Origin of the sequence: Pseudomonas sp. BIGb0164, assembly GCF_024810135.1 — a bacterium.
GTDB lineage: Bacteria > Pseudomonadota > Gammaproteobacteria > Pseudomonadales > Pseudomonadaceae > Aquipseudomonas.
This window is the reverse complement of the sequence record NZ_JANUEA010000006.1, coordinates 24,491-43,394: the sequence shown is the minus strand read 5'-3', so window position 1 is coordinate 43,394 and position 18,904 is coordinate 24,491. Positions and strand designations below refer to the sequence as shown.

Below are 18,904 nucleotides of genomic sequence, written 5' to 3'. Positions count from 1 at the left end.
GGTCGCATAATGCAAAAAGCCCGGCGCTACAGCTACGGGCTCAGTCCAGACTCACTATGGAGGCACTGTGAAAGCATTGCAAGGCGTTGACGGTCACGTGGAGTGGTTGGATGAACCCCGTCCTACCTGCGATGTAGGCCAAGTTCGCATTCGTGTGGCGGCTGCGGGCCTCAATCGCGCCGATTTATTACAGCGTGCGGGGCTCTATCCGCCGCCCCCGGGCGCGAGCCACGTGTTGGGCCTGGAGTGTTCCGGGGTGATCAGCGAAGTCGGCCCGGGTTCGTCCTGGCAGGTCGGCGACCGCGTGTGCGCGCTGTTGGCGGGGGGTGGCATGGCCGAAGAGGTGGTGGTGGACGCACGCCACGTACTGCCGGTGCCGGAGGGCTTGTCGCTGGTCGAAGCGGCGGCGCTGCCTGAGGTGTATAGCACCGCGTGGCTCAACCTGTTCCAGCTGGCGGGGCTCAAGCCTGGTGAGAAGGTGTTGTTGCATGCCGGCGCCAGTGGCGTGGGTTCGGCGGCGATCCAGCTGTGCAAGGTGTTTGGCAGCCCGTGCTGGGTCAGTGTCGGCTCGGCAGACCGGCTGGCTTACTGCGAAGCGCTGGGCGCCCAGGGCGGTGTGGTGCGTACCGACGGCATCGAAAGTTTGCGGGATTTCGGGCCGTTCGATGTGATCCTCGACCCGGTCGGCGGTGACTATGCGGCGCTGGACCTCAAGCTGCTGGCCCTCGACGGTCGCTGGGTGCTGATCGGCCTGATGGGCGGCCGCGAGGCCAAGCTGGACCTGGCCCAGGTGCTGGGCAAGCGTGTGCAACTGCTGGGCTCGACCCTGCGCAGCCGCAGCGATCAGTTCAAGGCCGACTTGTTCAGTGACCTCAGCCAGCACGTGTGGCCGCTGTTTGTCGAAGGACGCCTGAGCCCGCAATTGGCCAAGACCTTCCCGATCAAGGATGCCGAGGCGGCGTTTGCGGAGCTGGCGACCAACCAGATTTCAGGGAAACTGGTGTTGGTGATCGATGAGACGCTGACCTGATCTTTAAATTGGAATGCGATCAATGTGGGAGCTGGCTTGCCTGCGATAGCGGTATGTCAGATGAAGAATTCTTCACTGATAGACCGCTATCGCAGGCAAGCCAGCTCCCACAGTTGATTGGGTTTTCAATTCAGCAGGGTGTGATCAGATCCAGTGGTGGATTGGCCAGCCTTCTTGTTCGGCATGGGCACGCAGTACCGGGTCCGGGTTCACCACCTGTGGGTACTCCACCTTGCTCAGCAATGGCAGGTCATTGCGCGAATCCGAATAGAAATACGCGCCCTCCAACGTCTCACCTTCCTGTTCCAGCCATTCCAGCAAACGGGTGATCTTGCCTTCACGGTAAGTCAGTACGCCCACGGTCTGGCCGCTGTACACGCCATGGCTTATTTCCAGGTCAATCCCCAGTACTTCATCGATGCCGATGCGCGCGGCAATCGGCTTGACCAAATGCGTGCCCGACGCCGAAATCACCAGGATCCGGTCGCCATTGGCCCGGTGGCGGGCGATGGTCTTGGTGGCGTCGCTGTAGATCAGCGGCTCGATCACGTCCTCGACCCACGGCTCCACCAGGTGTTCGATTTCTTCCGGTGTGCGGCCAATCATCGGCTCCAGGCTGAAGGTCATGAAATCTTCCATCAGCAGCTTGCCCTGGCTGTAGGCGTCCATCAGTTCGTTGTTCTTGCGCATGAACGACTCGCGGTCGACCCAGCCCAGGCGGCCCATCTGCTCGCTCCACAGGGTGGCGCAGTCACCGTGGATGAGGGTGTCGTCCAGATCAAAAATTACCAATGCCATCGGTCACGCTCTCTCAATCAATCGTTGCATCAGGCTACTTCACACAGGGCACTTGGGTCGATGGACAGTGCCAGGCGTTGCCCGTCCGGGTGCAGGTCGTCGGCCGAACGGTTGAGCACGTCCACCACCAGTTCCACGCCGCGTGCCTCGATGCGGTAGCGGATCACGTTGCCCAGCAGGCTGTGGCTGCGCACCAGCGCGTCGAGTTCGCCGCTGCGGCTCAGCTCGATGGCTTCCGGGCGAATGGCGATGCGGCTGTTGATCGGGCGTTGCAGCAGTTGGGTGGCCTTGTCGGCGTCCAGCAGGTTGTAGTTGCCGATAAAGCCCGCCGCGAACACATCGACCGGCGCGGTGTAGAGGGTTTCGGCGTCGCCGCTCTGCACGATCTTGCCCTGGTTCATCAGGAAGATGCGGTCGGACATGGTCAGGGCTTCTTCCTGGTCATGGGTCACGAAGATGGTGGTCAGCCCCAGCTCGCGCTGGATGTGGCGGATCTGTTCGCGCAGGTGCTTGCGAATCCGTGCATCGAGTGCCGACAGTGGTTCATCGAGCAGCAGCAGGCGTGGGCGGGTGACCAGCGAGCGGGCCAGGGCCACGCGCTGGCATTGGCCACCGGACATCTGGTGCGGGTAGCGGCCGGCCAGGTCCTTGAGTTCGACCAGTTGCAGCACTTCCTGCACGCGCTTGTGGCTGTCGTCGGCGTTGACCTTCTGCATGCGCAGGCCGAAGGCGACGTTCTGTTCCACGGTCATGTTGGGGAACAGCGCGTAGCTCTGGAACACCATGCCGATGTGTCGTTTCTGCGGGCTCAGCGGAACGATGTCCTGGCCATCCAGCAGGATTTTGCCGCTGTCCACCGGCGTGAGGCCGGCGATGCAGCGCAGCAGGGTGGACTTGCCGCAACCGGACGGGCCGAGCAGCGTGACGAATTCGCCCTTGCCGATTTCGCAGTTGATGTCGCTGAACACCGGGGTGCCGGCGTAGCCTTTTTGCAAATGTTGGACGCTGACGAAGCTCATTGGCTTTTGTCCTTGTTCAAGATATTGGCGGCCCAGGTCAGCACCAGCACAAAGAAGAAATAGGAAATGACGACGGCACTGGTGAAGTGGCCGCTGCTGTTGCGCATGTTGTTGAGGTACACCTGCAGGGTTTCGTAGCGGGTGCCTACCAGGATGTTGGCGAACACGAACTCGCCGAACAGGAACGAGAATGAGAGCAGCAGTGCAACCATCAGGCCTTTGCGCAGGTTCGGCAGTACCACCAGGATCGCGGCCTGCCAGGTGCTGGCGCCGAGCAGTTGGGAGGCGTCCATCAGGTCGCGCAGGTTGATGGCTTGCAGGTTGTTGGTGATCGCGCGGTACATGAACGGCAGTGCCACGGTGAAGTAGCAACCGATCAATATCCACGGCGTGCCCACCATCGCCAGTGGCCCGGAGCCGTAGAGTTGCAGCAGGCCTACCGACGACACCACCGGCGGCACCGCGAAGGGCAGCAGGATCAGGATGTTCATCAGGGCGTCGAGCCGGGGGAAGTGGTAATGCACCACGAACAGCAACGGCAGGATCAGCACCACCGACAGGATCAGCGCGCCGACGCACACCAGCAGCGACTGGCCGAAGGCGGCCAGGAAGCGCGGGTCGCTCCACAGTTGCACATACCATTTCACGGTAAAGCCGGCCGGCAGCACGGTGGCCGACCAACTGCTGGCAATGGAGTAAACGAAGGTACCCAACAGCGGCAGTACCAGGATCAGGAACAACAGATACACCACTACCCGATGGTAGAGGGTGGCCGGGCCGGCTTCAGCGCGAGACATGGTAGCTCCTCTTGAGCAGCAGTTGATGGACCACGGTGACCACGGTCATCAGCGCCACCAGCACCACGGCCAGGGCGCTGGCCATGTTCGGGTCAAGGGACACGTCGCCGGAGACCAGGCCCGCGATGCGGATCGGCAGTACGTTGAAATTGCCGGTGGTCAGTGCATACACCGTGGCGTAGGCGCCCAGCGCGTTGGCCAGCAGGATCACGAAGGTGCCCAGCAGCGCCGGCGTGAGCACCGGCAAGCCGATATGCCGCCAGAACTGCCAGCCATTGGCGCCCAGCAGGGCCGCGGACTCGCGCCAGTCTTCACGCAGTGCGTCGAAGGCGGGGTAGAGCAGCAGCACGCCGAGGGGAATCTGGAAATAGGTGTAGAGGATGATCAAGCCGGTTTTGGAATACAGGTTGAAGTCCTGGATGATCCCGGCCTGCTTGAGCATCAGGGTGATGCTGCCGTTGAAACCCAGCAGGATGATGAACGCAAACGCCAAGGGCACGCCGGCAAAGTTGCTGGTCATGTTGGCGAAGGCGGTGACGAAATTGCGCAGCGGCGAATCCACCCGACGCAGGGAATAGCTGCCCAGCGTGGCAATGATGATGCCGAAGACGCTGGAATAGAAGCTGATCTCCAGGCTGAACTGGATGGCTTGCAGGTAGAACTTCGAGCTGAAGATACGCGTGAAGTTTTCCAGGCCCCAACCGGCTTCCTCGGTTTGCAGGCTGTTGATCAGCACCCACACCAGCGGGGCAATTTCGAACACGATGAAGAACAGCGCGAACGGCACCAGGCACAGCAGTGCCAGCCATTTACCACGGGTCATTTCAACAGCTCCCGGCATACAGGTTTGTCGTGGGGCACACCCAGCAGTTCGCAGACGGTGCCGCACAGTTCGGTCTGCTTGGGTGCGGCATTCGCATCCAGACTGAAGGCATCGCCAAGGACGAACAACGGCACTTCGCGCTCTTCCGGCAGCAGGCCGTTGTGGGAGCGGTCGTTGTTCATGCCGTGGTCGGCCGTCACCAGCACCTGGTAGCCGGCGTCGAGCCAGCCTTGCAGGTAGTCGGCCAGGATGATGTCGGCCGAGCGTGCGCTGTTGCGGTACTGCGGTGTGTCGAGGCCGTGCTTGTGCCCGGCGTCGTCGATGTTCATCGGGTGCACCACCAGAAAGTTCGGCGCGTGATTGAGGCGCAGGCTTTCGGCGTCGGCGAACAGGTGGGAATCGGGGTAGTGGTCATTCCAGTAGAAATGCCCGTGCTGGATCGCCAGCGCCTTGTCGTCGGTATGACGATCACGGGCGGCGATAAAGGGCGTGCGGTTATACAACTCGCTGACCCAGTGGTAAGCCGCGGCCGCTGTGGTGAGGCCGGCGTCGGTGGCGTAATGGAAAATGCTGCGTTGGTTGGACAGACGCGAAACATGGTTGTGCACGATACCGCTCTGGATCGGTGGTACGCCGGTCAGGATGCATTCATACAACGGGCGGGACAGGGCGGGCAGTTCACATTCCAGCTTGTAGAGCGCTGCGCGTCCTGCGCCGACATAGGCCTGCAAGTGCCCCATGGCGTGCCGCGCAACCTCGAAGTTCAGGCCGTCGAGCACGACAAGGATGACATTGTGCTTCATGGGGGCTGGAGCTCCGCAACAGGTGGTTTGACTCAAATTCTCTGGCGTAACCGGGTCAAAATGTGGGGGCTGGCTTGCCTGCGATAGCGGAGTATCAGTCGACATAGAGGCTGAATGTCAGACCACTATCGCAGGCAAGCCAGCTCCCACACCGGCCGCATTTCAGGCAGTGAGCCCGATTACTTCATTTCTACGATGACTTGCTCGTTCCACAGCTGAGGCAGCTTCTTGGAAGTCGCTTCCCAGGCATCAGCATCTTTGATTGGCTGCGGATTGGCCTTGGTGTACTGCTCGCCCGGGATCAGGTTCTTGGCGATATCGGCCGGCAGTTTCAGGTCGGTTTCAGCACGGATTGGACGCGCATTGCCTTTCGCCAGGTTGAGTTGGCCGGCATCGCTGAAGATGTATTCGCGGGTCAGCTTGGCGGCGTTCGGGTGCTTGGCGTATTTGTTGATGATGGTGGTGTAGCCGGATTTCACCGAGCCGTCCGATGGGATCAGCACCACGTAGTCATCCGGGTTGGCCATCTTGGCCTTGTAGCTCAGGCCGTTGAAGTCCCAGACCACGCCCACTTCGACTTCGCCTTTTTCCATGGTGGCGATGGTCGGGTTGGACAGCGAAAGACGGCCTTGCTGGGCGATCTTGGTGAAGAACTGCAGGCCAGGGGCGATGTTCTTTTCGTCGCCTTTATTGGCGATGGCGGCGGCCAGTACGCCGTTGGCCGCCTGGGCCGCGGTGCTCACGTCACCGATGGAGACCTTGTACTTGCCTTTTTGCAGGTCAGCCCAGCTGGTGGGCACTTCCGAGCCGTGCAGCAGCTTCTTGTTGACGATAAAGGCGATGGTACCGGTGTAGGCCAGCGCCCAGTGACCGTCCTTGTCTTTTGCCCAATCCGGCACCTGGGCCCAGGTGGACGGTTTGTACGGCTGGGTGACCTCCTGCTTCACCGCAATCGGACCGAACGCTGCGCCCACGTCGCCGATGTCGGCGCTGGCGTTGTCTTTCTCGGCCTTGAACTTGGCGATTTCCTGGGCCGAGCTCATGTCGGTGTCGATGTGCTTGAGGCCGTAGGTCTTGGCCAGGTCTTCCCAGGTGCCTTTCCAGTTGGCCCAGTCATCGGGCATGCCGACGCTGTTGACGGCGCCTTCCGCTTTCGCGGCAGCTTCCAGGGTTTTCAAATCGGTATCAGCAGCCATGGCGGCGGTGCACATGGCAATGGTCGAGCCTAACAGTGATGCCAGGAAAAGCTGTTTCATCCGAAGCTCCTTTGGGCGTGTTCAACGCTGCGTTTTTATGAACGATTGCGGGGGGCGATTCATCACTGATTTCTTGGGGCGCGTTGCGCCTGAAAGCCGGCCAGGCAAGGCGCAGTCCGCAGGTAAGGGTGTTTCCTTGCCAAGGACTGCAACACAGCATGGCCGGTTTTCAGGCACAACCCGAAGGGCCGGGCCTGATTTTGCGCAGGGCTGCGTTTCTCGTCGCTTATTTGGAACAACCAAACCACGCTCCTCGCGCCTTGCCCTGCACAAAATCAGGTCCGGCGCGCCCCAATAAATCAGTGATGAATCGCCCCAGTTGGTCTAGGTCAGCAATACCTGAGCCAATCTAGGCGTGCCTGATGACAGTTTCATGTCGATGTCGTTTTTAAATCGCGGATGTCGCTGGTCGCAGAGTGAGCGTAGACCATGCCCAAATGCCCGCAGGCGTTCGACTTGGCCGATGTATTGCAGAGTGTGGGGCAGGGGCGTGAGAGGGGCTGTCATCTGTCGGTCATCTGTAATGCCTAGGCTGGCAGGCAACAGCTCAAGCCCTGATAGAGCGCGGTTTGTGCACCGAAGCGGTGCTGGTCTAGTCCAGATAGGTAACATTGATGCGTGATGAGGCAATCAAGGCGGTGACATCCATCGGCCTGGCGCTGCAAGAGCAGATCGACCACGGCCTGTTGCCGCCTGCGAGTAAATTGCCCGCCGAGCGCAAGCTCAGCGAGTTGTTTGGTACCACTCGCATTACGGTGCGGGAAGCCTTGTTACAACTGGAGGCCCAGGGGCAGATCTATCGCGAGGAGCGTCGCGGCTGGTTTGTCTCGCCACCCCGGCTGGCCTACAACCTGATGCAGCGCAGCCACTTTCACGCGATGGTCAGCGACCAGGGGCGGGTACCTTCCACCGAAGTGATTTCCGCGCGGCTGCAGCCGGCGTCGGCGGCGGTGTGTGCGTGGTTGCAGTTGCCGGCCTTGTCCAGTGTGATCCAGGTGTGCCGAGGCCGGCGCATTGACGGGCGCCTGGTGTTGTACGTGGAGCATTACCTGAACCCGCAGTATTTCCCGGGGATCCTGGAGTGTGACCTGAATCAGTCGATGACCGAGCTGTATGCCCGTCAATATGACTTGCACTATGGGCGGGTGCGTTTTGAAATTGTGCCGACTTCATTGCCTGTGGAAGCCGCCGCCGCGTTGCGCGTGTCGGTGGGCAGCCCGGGCTTGCGCATTGCCCGGGTCAATTACGATCAGCATCAGCGCTTGATCGACTGCGACCTGGAGTTCTGGCGACACGACGCCATCCACGTCGGCGTCGATGTCGCCTGACCCCCACGTCCTCTGTAGAGCCCACTTGTTGTGGCGAGGGAGCTTGCTCCCGTTCGACAGCGTAGCTGGAGCCGGCTTTTTGGGGGCGCTTCGCCCCCCAGCGGGAGCAAGCTCCCTCGCCACAAAAGCCGGCTCCTACAGGGTCAGGGCTTTGATCAGTGAATCCGTGTTGGTGGTGAGCTCTGCCACCGGATCCGCACTGTCCACCTCCAGCACCAGCAGTTGCGAGCCGCCTGCCGCGATGGCCGCTTTCACCGCCTCACTCGGCTGACGATGGTGCAACACCACCGCCACGTCGTTCTCCTTCAATTCGGTACTGAGTTTCTGCAAGGCCTCGGGCGTCCAGTCGGCGTCCGGTCGTGCATCTGTGCTCACTACTTCCAGGTTCAGGCTGCTGACCAGGTAGGCGAAGTGATCGCTCAAACTGACCACCGTGAGGTTGTCCGCCTTGGCCAGCCGCGCTTCGCTGTCGGCGGTGAGCTTGAGCAGGCGTTGCTTGAGGGCGGCGAGGTTGGCATCGATTGTGGGCTTGGCGTCCGGCGCCAGGCGGCTCAGGTCGGCGGCGAGCACGTCGGCCATGCGTCCGAGGTTGTTGCTAGATTGCCACGGCTGGCTGTTCAGGCCATCGGTGCTGCCGGGTTGCACGGCAATGCCGGGCAAACCGCCGTCCACCGGGCGTGCGGCATCCACTTCGACGATGCGGATATTGCTGCGCCGCGCCACCGGGTACAGCGGGTCATCCGCCCACAGCGAGCGCAGGCCGATGGCGGCGTCGGCGTCCTGCGCCAGCTTGCTCAGCGCCGGTGCGCCACGGCCGGTGAAATAGGACACCTGCCGCGAACCCGGCAGGTTGGCCGGGGCGGCGCGTTCGAGCTGTACGGCGGTGCCTTTGAGCAGCACTTCAGCCAGGCCATAGGTGATCGGCAACGAGGCCAGTACCTTGACCGGTTTTGCCGCGTGGGCAACCGGTTTGGGCGCTTCAGCCGCCATCAGTGGCGTGGTGAACAAGCAAGCGATGGCCAGGGCCAGAGGATGAAGAACGGAGCGCATTATCCAAGATTCCCTTTGAGGCTGGGCACGGTGCCGCGCGCAATGGCGGCCAAGGCGAAAGCGATGCCGGCCACGAGGATGATCGCGGCGCCGGACGGGATGGGCAGGTCGAAGATGATCGGCAGCAGGATCCCGCACAGCGTGCTGACCGTGGCGATGATCACCGAGACCCAGAAGAAGCCCTTGAGCGATTGGCTCAGCAGGCGCGCTGCGGCGGCGGGGATCACCAGCAGGGCGCCCACCAGGATCGCGCCGATCACCTTCACCGCCGCCACGGTGATCAGCGTCACCAGGATCACGAACAGATAATCCAGGGTTTTCACCGCCACCCCGCGCACCGCCGCCAGTTGCGGATTGAAGCTGGCAAGCATGATGCGGTTGTACAGCGGCAACGCCAGCGCCATCACCAGCGAGCCGACAATCGCCAGCACCAGCAGGTCATTGCCATTCACCGTCAGCACTGAACCGAACAGTACGTTCTCCAGAATATGCACGTTGATCTTGCCCGCCAGGATCAGCAGCAGGCTGGCGCCCAGGGCCAGGGACACCGAGAGGAACACGCCGATCAGGGTGTCGGGCGCCAACCCGGTGCGGTTGCGCAGGTAGTTGAGCAGGATGCCGAACAGCAGGCAGTACCCGAACAGGGCGCCATAGGGCCCGGTGTAGGGTTCACCCAGCAGGATGCCGACAGCCACGCCGGTGAGTGCCGCGTGGCCGACCGCCTCGGAGAAGAACGCAAAGCGCTTGACCACCACCAGCGTACCCAGGCCGCCCAGCACCGGGCCGATCAGCAGGCCGGCGAGCAGGGCGTTGACCACAAAACCATAGGCCAGTGCTTCCGGCAGGTACCCGGAAGAGGCCCAGCCCTGGACCATCAGGCGAAACGCTTCATAACTCATTGCACCGGGCTCCGAGGGTGGGTGGAGAACAGGGTCAGCAGGCGGTCCGGGGTCAACGCTTCTTTCGGCGTAGCGTCGAACAGTACGCGACGGTTCAGGCCGGTGACGCGATCGGCCAGGCGGCCCACGGCTTCCAGGTCATGCTCGATCCACAACACGGTGATGCCGGCCAGGCGCCAGTCGTTGAGCAAGCGCTCAAACACCTGGATTCCGGCCTCGTCGAGCGCCGACATCGGCTCATCCAGCACCAGCAGTTGCGGCGCCGGGATCAAGCCCTGGGCCAGCAGCACGCGCTGGCGCTCACCCCCAGACAGCGCACCCATGCGGCGTTTGCGCTTGTCCTGCATGCCGACACGCTCCAGCGCATCGCCAATCGCCCCGGCGTAATGCCGCGACAGCCCGAGAAACGCCGGGCGGCGCTGGCACATGGCAGCCATAAAGTCGTCGACAGTCATGGGCAGGCCCCGGTCGAACTCCAGTGCCTGAGGCACATAACCAATGGTGCCGGGTGTGCTCTGCCAATGCAGGCGCAGTTGGCCCTGGTGTGGCGTCTGCCCCAACAGCGTCTTGATCAGCGAGCTTTTGCCGCCGCCGTTCGGGCCCACCAACGCATGGATACTGCCGGGCTGTACCTGGAATTTCACACCGTCCAGGATCGTGGTGCGGCCCAGGGTCAGCGACACCGCGTCGAAGTCGAGGGTCGGGCCAATGCTGGCCACACTCAATTGTTCGGCCGCGGTCATGAGCCTGACTCCTGGATGGCCCGCACCACCGTGTTGAGGTTGCCGGTCATTTCCACTTCGTACTTTTCAGGGGTGTATTCGCCGTAGGAGATATGCGACAGCGGGTACAGCTTGACCCCCGACTCACGCTGGATGGTGTCGACATAAGTGGACGGGAAATCCATCTCCGAGAAGATCACCTTCACATCCAGGGTACGCAGTTCGTCGATGGTCTTTTTCAGCTGGCTGGGGCTGGGCTCGATGCCGTGGGCCGGTTCGACCACGGCGGTCACTTCCAGGCCGAACTCGCGCAGCAGGTAATCGTAGGCCGCGTGCACGGTGGCCACGCGCAGGTCCGGGTTCGGTGCGCTGGTCAACTTGGCCAGTGCATCGGCGCGCATCTGGCGCAGGCGCTTGCCGTAGGCGCGGGCGTTCTGGGTGTAGGTCTTGGCGTTGTCCGGGTCGAGCTTGCCCAGTTCGCGGGCGATGTTGTTGACCTGGGCAATCGAGGCACTGATCGACAGGAAGGTGTGTGGGTTCACCACCTTGCCCGCGCCACGCGCCGCGTTGCCGGTGGCCGCCAGCAACGGCACGTTGGCGTTGGCTTCGATCACCGGGATGTCCGGGCGCTCGCTGGTGGCGATCATGCGGTCGGCGAAGTCGTCATGGCCGACGCCGTTGAGCACGATCACGTCCAGGGTGCCGATGCGCTTGATGTCTTCGGCGCGCGGTTCGTAGGCATGGGGGTTGAAGCCGGCCGGGATCAGCGGCACCACATCGGCCTTGTCGCCGACGATATTGGCCACGTAGCTGTAATACGGGTGCAGGGTGATGCCGATTCGCAGGCGCTTGGCCGCCTCGGCGTTTGCCAGGGGAGTGAGCATCAGGCTGATAAGGCCGACCAGCAACAGACGCAACAATGGGGATGAAATGGACATGGGCACTCGATCTTCTCGTTCAGTGACGGTGCTGGCGGGTTACGCCGGCATCGAATTGCGTGACCACCTGCTTCCAGCCGGCCGCGATCAGCACCGGGTCAGTCAGGTCGGAAGGGGGCGCGAGGTTGGCCTGGCGGTTGAGCCACACATCCGGCTCGCCATCGTGCACGCGCATCAGTAGCGAGCCGCTGGTGGCGGGCGCCTGGCTCAAACCCAGGTAGGCCGACGGCGCGAGCAGTTGCCAGCGGTGGTCGCCACGGCTGACCGAACTGGCGTCCTTGGCAAACGGTGCAAAGCCTTCCTCGGCCAATTGCTCCGGCGTCGGCAGGGCGTTCTGCTCCTGTTGCAGCAGCTGGATCTCGTCCAGAGTCACCCGCAGGTCGGCGTAGATCCCTTGCTCGGCCGCGCTCAGGTCGCGGCGCGCGTCCAATTGGTGGCTGGGCACGGCGGCGACCTCCTGGCTTTCACCATGCAGGGCAATCACCGAGCCGGCCACGGCGAGGATGATCAGGCACAACAGCAGCACATAGAGGGTTTCGTGGCCGGCCCCGGCGGGGCGTACAACCTGTGTCGTACTCATTGCGGCTGGATATCCGCTTGGTCGATTTCAACCACATGGCCGGGGCCGGCGTCGAACAGCACGTAGAATTCGGCCGAAGGCTTCTTGAAGGTCAGGGTCGAGTCCTGGCCAAGCTTGCCGGGCAACAGGACGGTTTCGTCGTAGCCGATCACGTCCAGGGTCACGCCGGGCGCGCCGCTGCCGTCGGAGAAGCCGCCGGTGCACTGGATCTGCTCACCGGCAATTTCCTTGCACTCGCACATCGGGTTGTGGGCCAGGGCCACGGTACTGAACCCGGCGCACAGCACTAGCAATACGTGGGATAGGCGCTTCAACGTCATGGTTTGACTCCTTGCTTGTTCAGCCAGGCGATAGTGGCAGGCGAGGCCTGGCTCAGCGGGATGGAACCCTGGTGCATCGTGCCGTCCCAGCCTTCCATGGTGACCCACAGTTCGGCGTCGGCCGGGGTGCGCTCCGGCACCGGCAGCAATGCGCCCATGCGGTACGGCGTACCAAAGAAGATCACCCCGGCAGCCCGCAGGCTGCGCGGCTTGCCGATGCGCAGGTAGGTGGCCTTGACCTGTTCGGCACAACTGGCGCACAGGGCCGCGTTGAAAAACTTCATCGGGCCGGCCGGGTCAGGGCGCGGGCCTTCATTGCGAAACTCGGCGAGGGTCAGGCTCCAGGGCCCGACCTGCACGTCACCGGCCACCCGTTCGCCGATGCCGGTGTCGCCTCGGAACAAAGCCGCTTCGGAGAAATACCGGGGCATGAAGCCCAGTGGTACGAGGATCAGCAGAATATTGATGTGGAAGCGCCACTTGAGCCAAAAGGCCCGCAGTGGCGAAGGTGCTGGCGCCGCGATGACTTTGCTCATCAGTTGGCCTCCGTGGTTTCAGCCTGCATGGCCGGGACAGGCGCCGGTTGGCGCGGCGCCTTGTTGCTGCGCTTGAGGGCATTGAGGGTGGCCAGGGCTGTCCGCTTGGTCCAGATCAGCAAGCCGCTCAACACCATCATGCTCAGCACCAGGCCGAAGAATGCCCAGATCAGCTTGATCCACAGGCCGCCGAAGTCGCCGGTGTGCAGCGGGCGCATGGACTCGGTGACGAACTCCAGGGTGGTGCGATCGGACAGCAGGTGGGAGACGGCGATTTCGCCGTCATACGGGTTCAGTTGTGCAGTCTGGAACATCAACGGGTACCAACCGCGCCCGCCGATCTGCAGGTGGCTGTAGGCATTGCTCGGGAGGAACACGAACGTGGCGTCCAACCCGGGGATGCGTTCGCCGGCAATCTTGATCGCTTCGTCCAGGGCAATCATCGGGGCGGGCACGCCGGGTGCTGACAACGGCACTTTCTCCCGGGCGATCACCGGCACGATGGGCTCGCTGGAGATGGAAATCTGGTTGTCGCCCAGGATCGCCTGGATCAGGAACCAGGTGCCGGTGATGGAAATGACCGCGATGAACCAGATCGACCAGATCCCACTCAGGCGGTGGAAGTCACCCCAGAAGATCCGCGCGCCGTGGCGGATGCGCAGGGTAGGGCGCAGGAAACCCTTCCAGAAGCGCTTGTACACCACCAGCCCGGTGACCAGTGAGGCCAGCAACGGCAGGCCAAGGAACGACACCAAATACCAGCCCCAGCTGTAGCCATTGGTGAACGGCACCAGCCACCAGCCGTGCAGGGCGCGGGTGAATTGCTTGAAGTTGAACGACGGGCTCACGCCCTGGATAGCGCCGGTGTACGGGTTGACGTAGACCTCCACGGAGCGCCCGTCGGGGTAGCTGAGGTCGACGCTGAGGGCAAAGTGGGTTTCGTCGGGGCGAATGATCGACTGCACGATCACCTGGGGTTCGGCGCGTTTGATCGCGCTGATCACCTGGTCGAAGCTCAGCGGTTCGGCGTCGTCCGACGGTTTGCTGGCGCGGATGTCCGGGTTGGCCAGCCAGACGATTTCCTGGCTGACCACCGCCAGGGTGCCGGTGACGCAGACGATCAGTACAAAGAACCAGATGGGCAATGCCAGCCAACTGTGTACGAGAAACCAGAGTTTTGAGCGTGACTTCTTCGACATGTGAATGAGGGTCTTGATCGGAGGGGGGCAAAGAAGGCCCGGAAAAGGCCGGTCGTAGCTTTTGCTGACGCGACGGGCTGTATCTAAGTTAAGACGGATGAGAGGAGCAAATCCCTAAGCCGGATATGAAAGAAATTGTTTCAGGATCACATTCGGCGTGGTTTGCCGCCGCGATCGAACACGAAACATGTTCCAAGCCATCACCCAGGCGCCATTGATGGGGCGGGTTGGCTGGGTAGGATGGGCTCATACCGTTGAGTGAGCGCCTAGATAAGTGAGTCCACAAAAATGACTGCCAGAACCCTCTACGACAAACACATCGATTCCCACACGGTGTGCCCCCTGGATGATCAGGGCCATGTCCTGCTGTATATCGACCGCCAAGTGATCAACGAATACACCAGCCCCCAGGCCTTCAGCGGCCTGCGCGAGGCTGGCCGTGAGGTATGGCGCCCCGGCACGGCGCTGGCGGTGGTCGACCATGTGAACCCCACCACGCCCCAACGCATTGCGGCCATGCCCGATGCTGGCGGTGCGCGGCAGGTGTCGTACCTGGCGGAGAACTGCCGGGATTTCGGCATCGAACTGTTGGACATCCTCGACAAACGCCAAGGCATCGAGCATGTGATTGCTCCGGAACAAGGCTTTATCCTGCCGGGCATGGTGATTGCCGCCGGTGACAGCCACACCACCACCTACGGCGCCCTGGGGGCTTTTGGCTTTGGCATCGGCACCTCGGAAATCGAGCACCTGCTGGCCTCGCAGACGCTGGTCTACAAGCGCCTTAAAACCATGCGCGTGACCGTCGACGGCGTATTGGCCAAAGGGTTGACCTCCAAGGACGTGATCATGGCGCTGATCGGCAAGATCGGCGCCTCCGGTGCCACGGGCTATGCCATTGAGTTTCGCGGCGCCACCATCGATGCGCTGAGCGTCGAAGCGCGCATGACCATCTGCAACATGGCGGTGGAAGCCGGGGCGCGCGGTGCGTTCATGGCGCCGGACGAAAAAGTCTTCGCCTACCTCAAGGGCAAGCCGCGCGCGCCAAAGGGCGAGCTGTGGGAACAGGCCCTGGTGGGCTGGCGTCAACTGCATTCGGACGCCGACGCGCTGTTCGACCAGGAAGTGCATCTGGACGCCAGCACCCTGGAGCCCATGGTCACCTGGGGCACCAGCCCCGACCAGGCTGCGCCGATTGGTGCCCGCGTCCCGGACCCGCAGGACGTCAGCGACCTGATCCTGCGCCAGGACATGCGCCGCGCCCTCAACTATATGGGCCTGGAAGCCGGTATGCCGCTGAGCGACATCGTCATCAGCCATGCGTTTATCGGCTCCTGCACCAACGCCCGTATCGAAGACCTGCGCGACGCCGCGAGCGTGGTGCGTGGCAAACACGTGGCCGACCATGTGCGGGCGATGATCGTGCCGGGTTCCACCGAAGTGCGTGACCAGGCCGAGGCCGAAGGGCTGGCGGCGATCTTTATCGACGCCGGGTTCGAATGGCGCCAGTCGGGCTGCTCGATGTGCCTGGCGATGAACGACGACGTGCTGGCCCCGGGCGACCGCTGCGCCTCCAGCACCAATCGCAACTTTGAGGGTCGCCAGGGCGCCGGTGCGCGTACTCACCTGATGAGCCCGGCGATGGTCGCTGCCGCTGCGATCACCGGCCGCCTCACCGATATCCGCCACTTTGGAGACCGCCCATGAGTCTGCAACCGTTCACTACAATCACCGGCAAGGCCGCACCCATGCTGGCGGCCAACATCGACACCGACGTGATCATGCCCAAGCAGTTTCTCAAGGGCATCGATCGCAGTGGGCTGGACCGGGGTTTGTTTTTCGACTTGCGCTTCCTGCCTTCCGGCGAGCCCAACCCCGCATTCGTGCTGAACCAACCGGCCTGGCAAGGGGCGAGCTTTCTGGTGGTGGGGCCGAACTTCGGGTGCGGCTCCAGCCGTGAACACGCGGTGTGGGGGTTGAAGCAGACTGGGATTCGCGCGCTGATCGGCAGCAGTTTTGCCGGGATTTTCTATGACAACTGCCAGCGTAATGGGGTGTTGTTGATCACGTTGGATGAGGCGGTGTTGCAGAAGCTGGGGCAGGTTGTCAGCCAACCCGAGCAGGCGCAGATCAGTGTGGACCTGGAGGCCCAGGCCATTCATTTGGCTGACGGCCAGGTGATTCCCTTCCAGATCGACACGTTGCGCAAAACCGCGCTGTTGCTGGGGCTGGATGCAATTGGCAGCACCTTGCAGCGCAGTGACGAGATCAAGGCCTTCGAGCGCCGCCACCTCGCGGCCAACCCCTGGCTCAACTGACACCCCCTGAATCCAAATGTGGGAGCGGGCTTGCTCGCGAATACGGTGGGTCAGTCGGCTTATCTATGGCTGACTTACCGCATTCGCGAGCAAGCCCGCTCCCACATTGGAATCCATTCCAATTCGGAATCGGGCTAGATAGATAGCCCCTTGAAGTGCTCCTGCAAAAACTCCACACACGCCCGCAACTTCCCTGAATACGCCAGCCGCGTCGGGTACACCGCCCAGACGTTGGCGCTTTGGGTGTAGTCGTGCAGCACCTGCACCAGCTTGCCTTGCTCCAGCAGCGGTTTCACATCCCACATTGAGCGCAGCAACACGCCGCGCCCATCCAACGCCCACTGCAACACGATCTCGCCATTGTTCGATGACAACGGCCCGCGCACGCGCACGCTTTCGGGGGCGCCGTTGTGTTCCAGGTTCCAGATGCCAAACGCATTGTCGCGCTCCTTGAGCACCAGGCAGTCATGCTGCTCCAGGTCGCTCAACTGTTGCGGCGTGCCCTTGCGTTGCAGATAGGCCGGCGCGGCGCACAGCACGCGGCGGTTGCTCACCAGCCTCCGGCCGATGTGCTGCCCGGGGATGTCGTCGCCCACGCGGATCTCCAGGTCAAACCCTTCGCTGACGATGTCCACCACGCGGTCGAACAGGTCCAGGCGAATTTCCAGGTCCGGGTACTGCTCGGCGAGCAATGACAGGGCAGGGGCCACATGGTTGCGGCCAAAGCCGAAACTGCTGCACAAATGCAGGTGCCCACGCGGGCTGTCATGGGCGTCGGAGAGCTCATCGGACAGTTGCTGGAAGTCTTCCAGGATACGCACCGCCCAGCGCTGCACCCGTTCGCCGTCTTCGGTCAGGGCGATGCGCCGGCTGGTACGGTGCAGCAGGCGGGTGGCCAGGGTGGTTTCGAGGATCTGGATGCGCTTGCTGACATACGCCGGCGACAGCCCCAGCTCATCGGCGGCGGCAGCGAAGCCGGCCTTGCGGATCACGGTCAGGAACACCCGCAGGTCTTCGGGTAGGGGCACGGTATCTTTCTTATTTGTCATCAGAAACAAGGCTGGCGGCATGAGCCGCCAGAATAGCACCGGATCGGCGCGCCTTCCGGCACACCGGGCGGTCTTCGGTTATTCGGCCGCGATTTTGGCCTGGGCAGCCGCCCGAGCATGGCGGCCGCGCTTGAGGGCGATGGGGGCCATTTTCTCGCGGTCCAGTTCACCTTCCCACGCGGCGACCACCAGCGCGGCCACGGCGTTGCCGATGATATTGGTCAGCGAGCGGCATTCGGCCATGAAGCGGTCCACACCGAGGATCAATACCATCGCCGCCACCGGCACCGTCGGCACCACGGCCAAGCTCGCCGCCAAGGCCACAAACCCTGCACCCACCACCGCCCCGGCACCCTTGGACGTCAGCATGGCCACTGCCAGCAGCGTCAACTGCTGCTCAAGCGGCAAGTGGATATTGGTGGCCTGGGCCAGGAACAGCACCGCCAGGGTCATATAGATGTTGGTGCCGTCCAGGTTAAAGGTGTAGCCGGTGGGAACCACGATGCCCACCACGCCTTTGGAGGCGCCCAGGCTTTCGAGTTTCTGGATCAGCTGTGGCAACGCGGATTCGGAAGAACTGGTGCCCAATACGATCAACAGCTCCGACTTGATGTAGCCCATCAACTTGAAAATGCTGAAGCCGGCGTAGCGGGCGATGCTGCCCAGCACCACCGCTATGAAAAAGAACGCCGTGATGTAGAACGTGCCCACCAACTTCAACAGCGGCAGCAACGAACCCACGCCGTACTTGCCGATGGTGAACGCAATCGCACCAAAGGCACCGATGGGCGCAACGCGGCTGATGATGCCGACGATGCGGAAGAACACCTCGCTGGCCTGGTTGATCACGCCCACCAGCGGCCGACCCTTTTCACCGACCATCACCAGGCCGACGCCGAACAGTACGGAGACGAACAGCACCGGCAGGATTTCACCTTTGGAGAACGCATCGAAAAACGTGGTGGGGATCACATGCAGTAGGAACCCGGTGATGCCTTCGCCATGTTCGGCCTGGCCGACAAAGCCGGCGATGGCCGAGCTGTCGAGGGTCTTCACATCGATGTTGAAGCCCACGCCCGGGTGCAGCAGGTGCGCGGCGAGGATGCCGATCAACAGGGCGATGGTCGACACCACCTCGAAGTACAGCAGCGCCTTGCCGCCGACCCGGCCCACCTGCTTCACGTCATGCATGCTGGTGATGCCGGACACCACCGTACAGAAGATGATCGGGCCGATGATCATCTTGATCAGCTTGATGAAACCGTCGCCCAAGGGCTTGAGGTCAATACCGATTTGCGGCCAAAAATGGCCGATCAACACACCCAGCGCGATAGCGATGAGCACCTGCACATACAGGGTTCCCAGCAGTTTTTTGAGTGTCATTGTTATTATCTCAATCGTTTTTTGGGCAAAGCGAACCCGTCGCAGGCCAACAGCAG

Annotated in this window: 20 protein-coding genes; 4 read left to right on the top strand and 16 right to left on the bottom strand. The window is 62.4% G+C overall.

Annotated elements, in window-relative coordinates; genetic code table 11:
* Positions 1–67 precede the first annotated feature (67 nt).
* A complete protein-coding gene (locus M2394_RS16835) occupies positions 68–1,030 on the top strand; it encodes a zinc-binding dehydrogenase (RefSeq protein WP_178922104.1) in 963 nt (320 codons plus the stop codon).
* Between the two features lie 144 nt (positions 1,031–1,174).
* Here the strand turns inward: M2394_RS16835 and M2394_RS16830 are convergent, their stop codons facing one another.
* From M2394_RS16830 to M2394_RS16805, 6 genes are all read right to left on the bottom strand, one after another.
* The gene (locus M2394_RS16830; protein ID WP_178922100.1) at positions 1,175–1,828 is read right to left on the bottom strand and encodes an HAD family phosphatase; all 654 of its coding nucleotides are present in this window, start codon (positions 1,826–1,828) and stop codon (positions 1,175–1,177) included.
* Between the two features lie 29 nt (positions 1,829–1,857).
* Positions 1,858–2,847 (bottom strand): ABC transporter ATP-binding protein, encoded by a 990-nt coding sequence (locus M2394_RS16825; protein ID WP_178922098.1) that lies wholly within the window; start codon positions 2,845–2,847, stop codon positions 1,858–1,860.
* On the bottom strand, positions 2,844–3,644 hold the full coding sequence (locus M2394_RS16820; RefSeq protein WP_259173207.1) for an ABC transporter permease: 801 nt from the start codon (positions 3,642–3,644) through the stop codon (positions 2,844–2,846). Before M2394_RS16820 ends, M2394_RS16825 begins: the two co-directional genes overlap by 4 nt.
* Entirely contained in the window at positions 3,631–4,467 is an 837-nt protein-coding gene (locus M2394_RS16815) for an ABC transporter permease (protein WP_371319350.1), read from the bottom strand. The genes M2394_RS16820 and M2394_RS16815 overlap by 14 nt, the downstream gene beginning before the upstream one ends.
* Positions 4,464–5,270: an alkaline phosphatase family protein gene (locus tag M2394_RS16810; RefSeq protein WP_259173206.1), complete on the bottom strand. Its 807-nt coding sequence runs from the start codon at positions 5,268–5,270 to the stop codon at positions 4,464–4,466. The genes M2394_RS16815 and M2394_RS16810 overlap by 4 nt, the downstream gene beginning before the upstream one ends.
* Before the next feature lie 179 nt (positions 5,271–5,449).
* Entirely contained in the window at positions 5,450–6,526 is a 1,077-nt protein-coding gene (locus tag M2394_RS16805) for an ABC transporter substrate-binding protein (RefSeq protein WP_178920134.1), read from the bottom strand.
* Between the two features lie 614 nt (positions 6,527–7,140).
* On the opposite strand from M2394_RS16805, the gene M2394_RS16800 reads away from it, so the two are divergent.
* Positions 7,141–7,854, top strand: coding sequence for a UTRA domain-containing protein (locus M2394_RS16800; protein ID WP_176996418.1), 714 nt, complete (start codon positions 7,141–7,143; stop codon positions 7,852–7,854).
* Between the two features lie 135 nt (positions 7,855–7,989).
* Here M2394_RS16800 and M2394_RS16795 read toward each other — a convergent pair whose 3' ends face one another.
* The 8 genes from M2394_RS16795 to M2394_RS16760 are packed head-to-tail and all read right to left on the bottom strand — an operon-like array spanning position 7,990 to position 14,098.
* Positions 7,990–8,904: a metal ABC transporter solute-binding protein, Zn/Mn family gene (locus M2394_RS16795; protein ID WP_259173204.1), complete on the bottom strand. Its 915-nt coding sequence runs from the start codon at positions 8,902–8,904 to the stop codon at positions 7,990–7,992.
* A complete protein-coding gene (locus M2394_RS16790; protein ID WP_259173203.1) occupies positions 8,904–9,803 on the bottom strand; it encodes a metal ABC transporter permease in 900 nt (299 codons plus the stop codon). Before M2394_RS16790 ends, M2394_RS16795 begins: the two co-directional genes overlap by 1 nt.
* The gene (locus M2394_RS16785; protein ID WP_259173202.1) at positions 9,800–10,546 is read right to left on the bottom strand and encodes a metal ABC transporter ATP-binding protein; all 747 of its coding nucleotides are present in this window, start codon (positions 10,544–10,546) and stop codon (positions 9,800–9,802) included. The genes M2394_RS16790 and M2394_RS16785 overlap by 4 nt, the downstream gene beginning before the upstream one ends.
* Positions 10,543–11,463, bottom strand: coding sequence for a metal ABC transporter substrate-binding protein (locus M2394_RS16780; protein WP_259173201.1), 921 nt, complete (start codon positions 11,461–11,463; stop codon positions 10,543–10,545). Before M2394_RS16780 ends, M2394_RS16785 begins: the two co-directional genes overlap by 4 nt.
* 19 nt (positions 11,464–11,482) lie before the next feature.
* Entirely contained in the window at positions 11,483–12,043 is a 561-nt protein-coding gene (locus M2394_RS16775) for a DUF6162 family protein (RefSeq protein WP_259173200.1), read from the bottom strand.
* Positions 12,040–12,363 carry a hypothetical protein gene (locus tag M2394_RS16770; RefSeq protein WP_259173199.1) on the bottom strand — a complete coding sequence of 108 codons (324 nt, stop codon included), beginning with the start codon at positions 12,361–12,363 and terminating at the stop codon, positions 12,040–12,042. The genes M2394_RS16775 and M2394_RS16770 overlap by 4 nt, the downstream gene beginning before the upstream one ends.
* Positions 12,360–12,899, bottom strand: a complete 540-nt coding sequence (locus tag M2394_RS16765; protein ID WP_259173198.1) for a thiamine pyrophosphate-binding protein — start codon at positions 12,897–12,899, stop codon at positions 12,360–12,362. The genes M2394_RS16770 and M2394_RS16765 overlap by 4 nt, the downstream gene beginning before the upstream one ends.
* Complete coding sequence (locus tag M2394_RS16760; protein ID WP_178920126.1) at positions 12,899–14,098, bottom strand: PepSY domain-containing protein; 1,200 nt, start codon at positions 14,096–14,098, stop codon at positions 12,899–12,901. Before M2394_RS16760 ends, M2394_RS16765 begins: the two co-directional genes overlap by 1 nt.
* 288 nt (positions 14,099–14,386) lie before the next feature.
* Here M2394_RS16760 and leuC point away from each other — a divergent pair, with 288 nt between their 5' ends.
* The gene (gene leuC, locus M2394_RS16755) at positions 14,387–15,805 is read left to right on the top strand and encodes a 3-isopropylmalate dehydratase large subunit (protein WP_178920125.1); all 1,419 of its coding nucleotides are present in this window, start codon (positions 14,387–14,389) and stop codon (positions 15,803–15,805) included.
* Positions 15,802–16,416 (top strand): 3-isopropylmalate dehydratase small subunit, encoded by a 615-nt coding sequence (leuD, locus tag M2394_RS16750; RefSeq protein ID WP_178920124.1) that lies wholly within the window; start codon positions 15,802–15,804, stop codon positions 16,414–16,416. Before leuC ends, leuD begins: the two co-directional genes overlap by 4 nt.
* A gap of 134 nt (positions 16,417–16,550) precedes the next feature.
* Here the strand turns inward: leuD and M2394_RS16745 are convergent, their stop codons facing one another.
* Both M2394_RS16745 and M2394_RS16740 read right to left on the bottom strand, forming a co-directional pair.
* The gene (locus M2394_RS16745; RefSeq protein ID WP_218646986.1) at positions 16,551–17,465 is read right to left on the bottom strand and encodes a LysR substrate-binding domain-containing protein; all 915 of its coding nucleotides are present in this window, start codon (positions 17,463–17,465) and stop codon (positions 16,551–16,553) included.
* A gap of 78 nt (positions 17,466–17,543) precedes the next feature.
* Positions 17,544–18,848 carry a dicarboxylate/amino acid:cation symporter gene (locus M2394_RS16740; protein WP_178920122.1) on the bottom strand — a complete coding sequence of 435 codons (1,305 nt, stop codon included), beginning with the start codon at positions 18,846–18,848 and terminating at the stop codon, positions 17,544–17,546.
* Between the last annotated feature and the right edge of the window lie 56 nt (positions 18,849–18,904).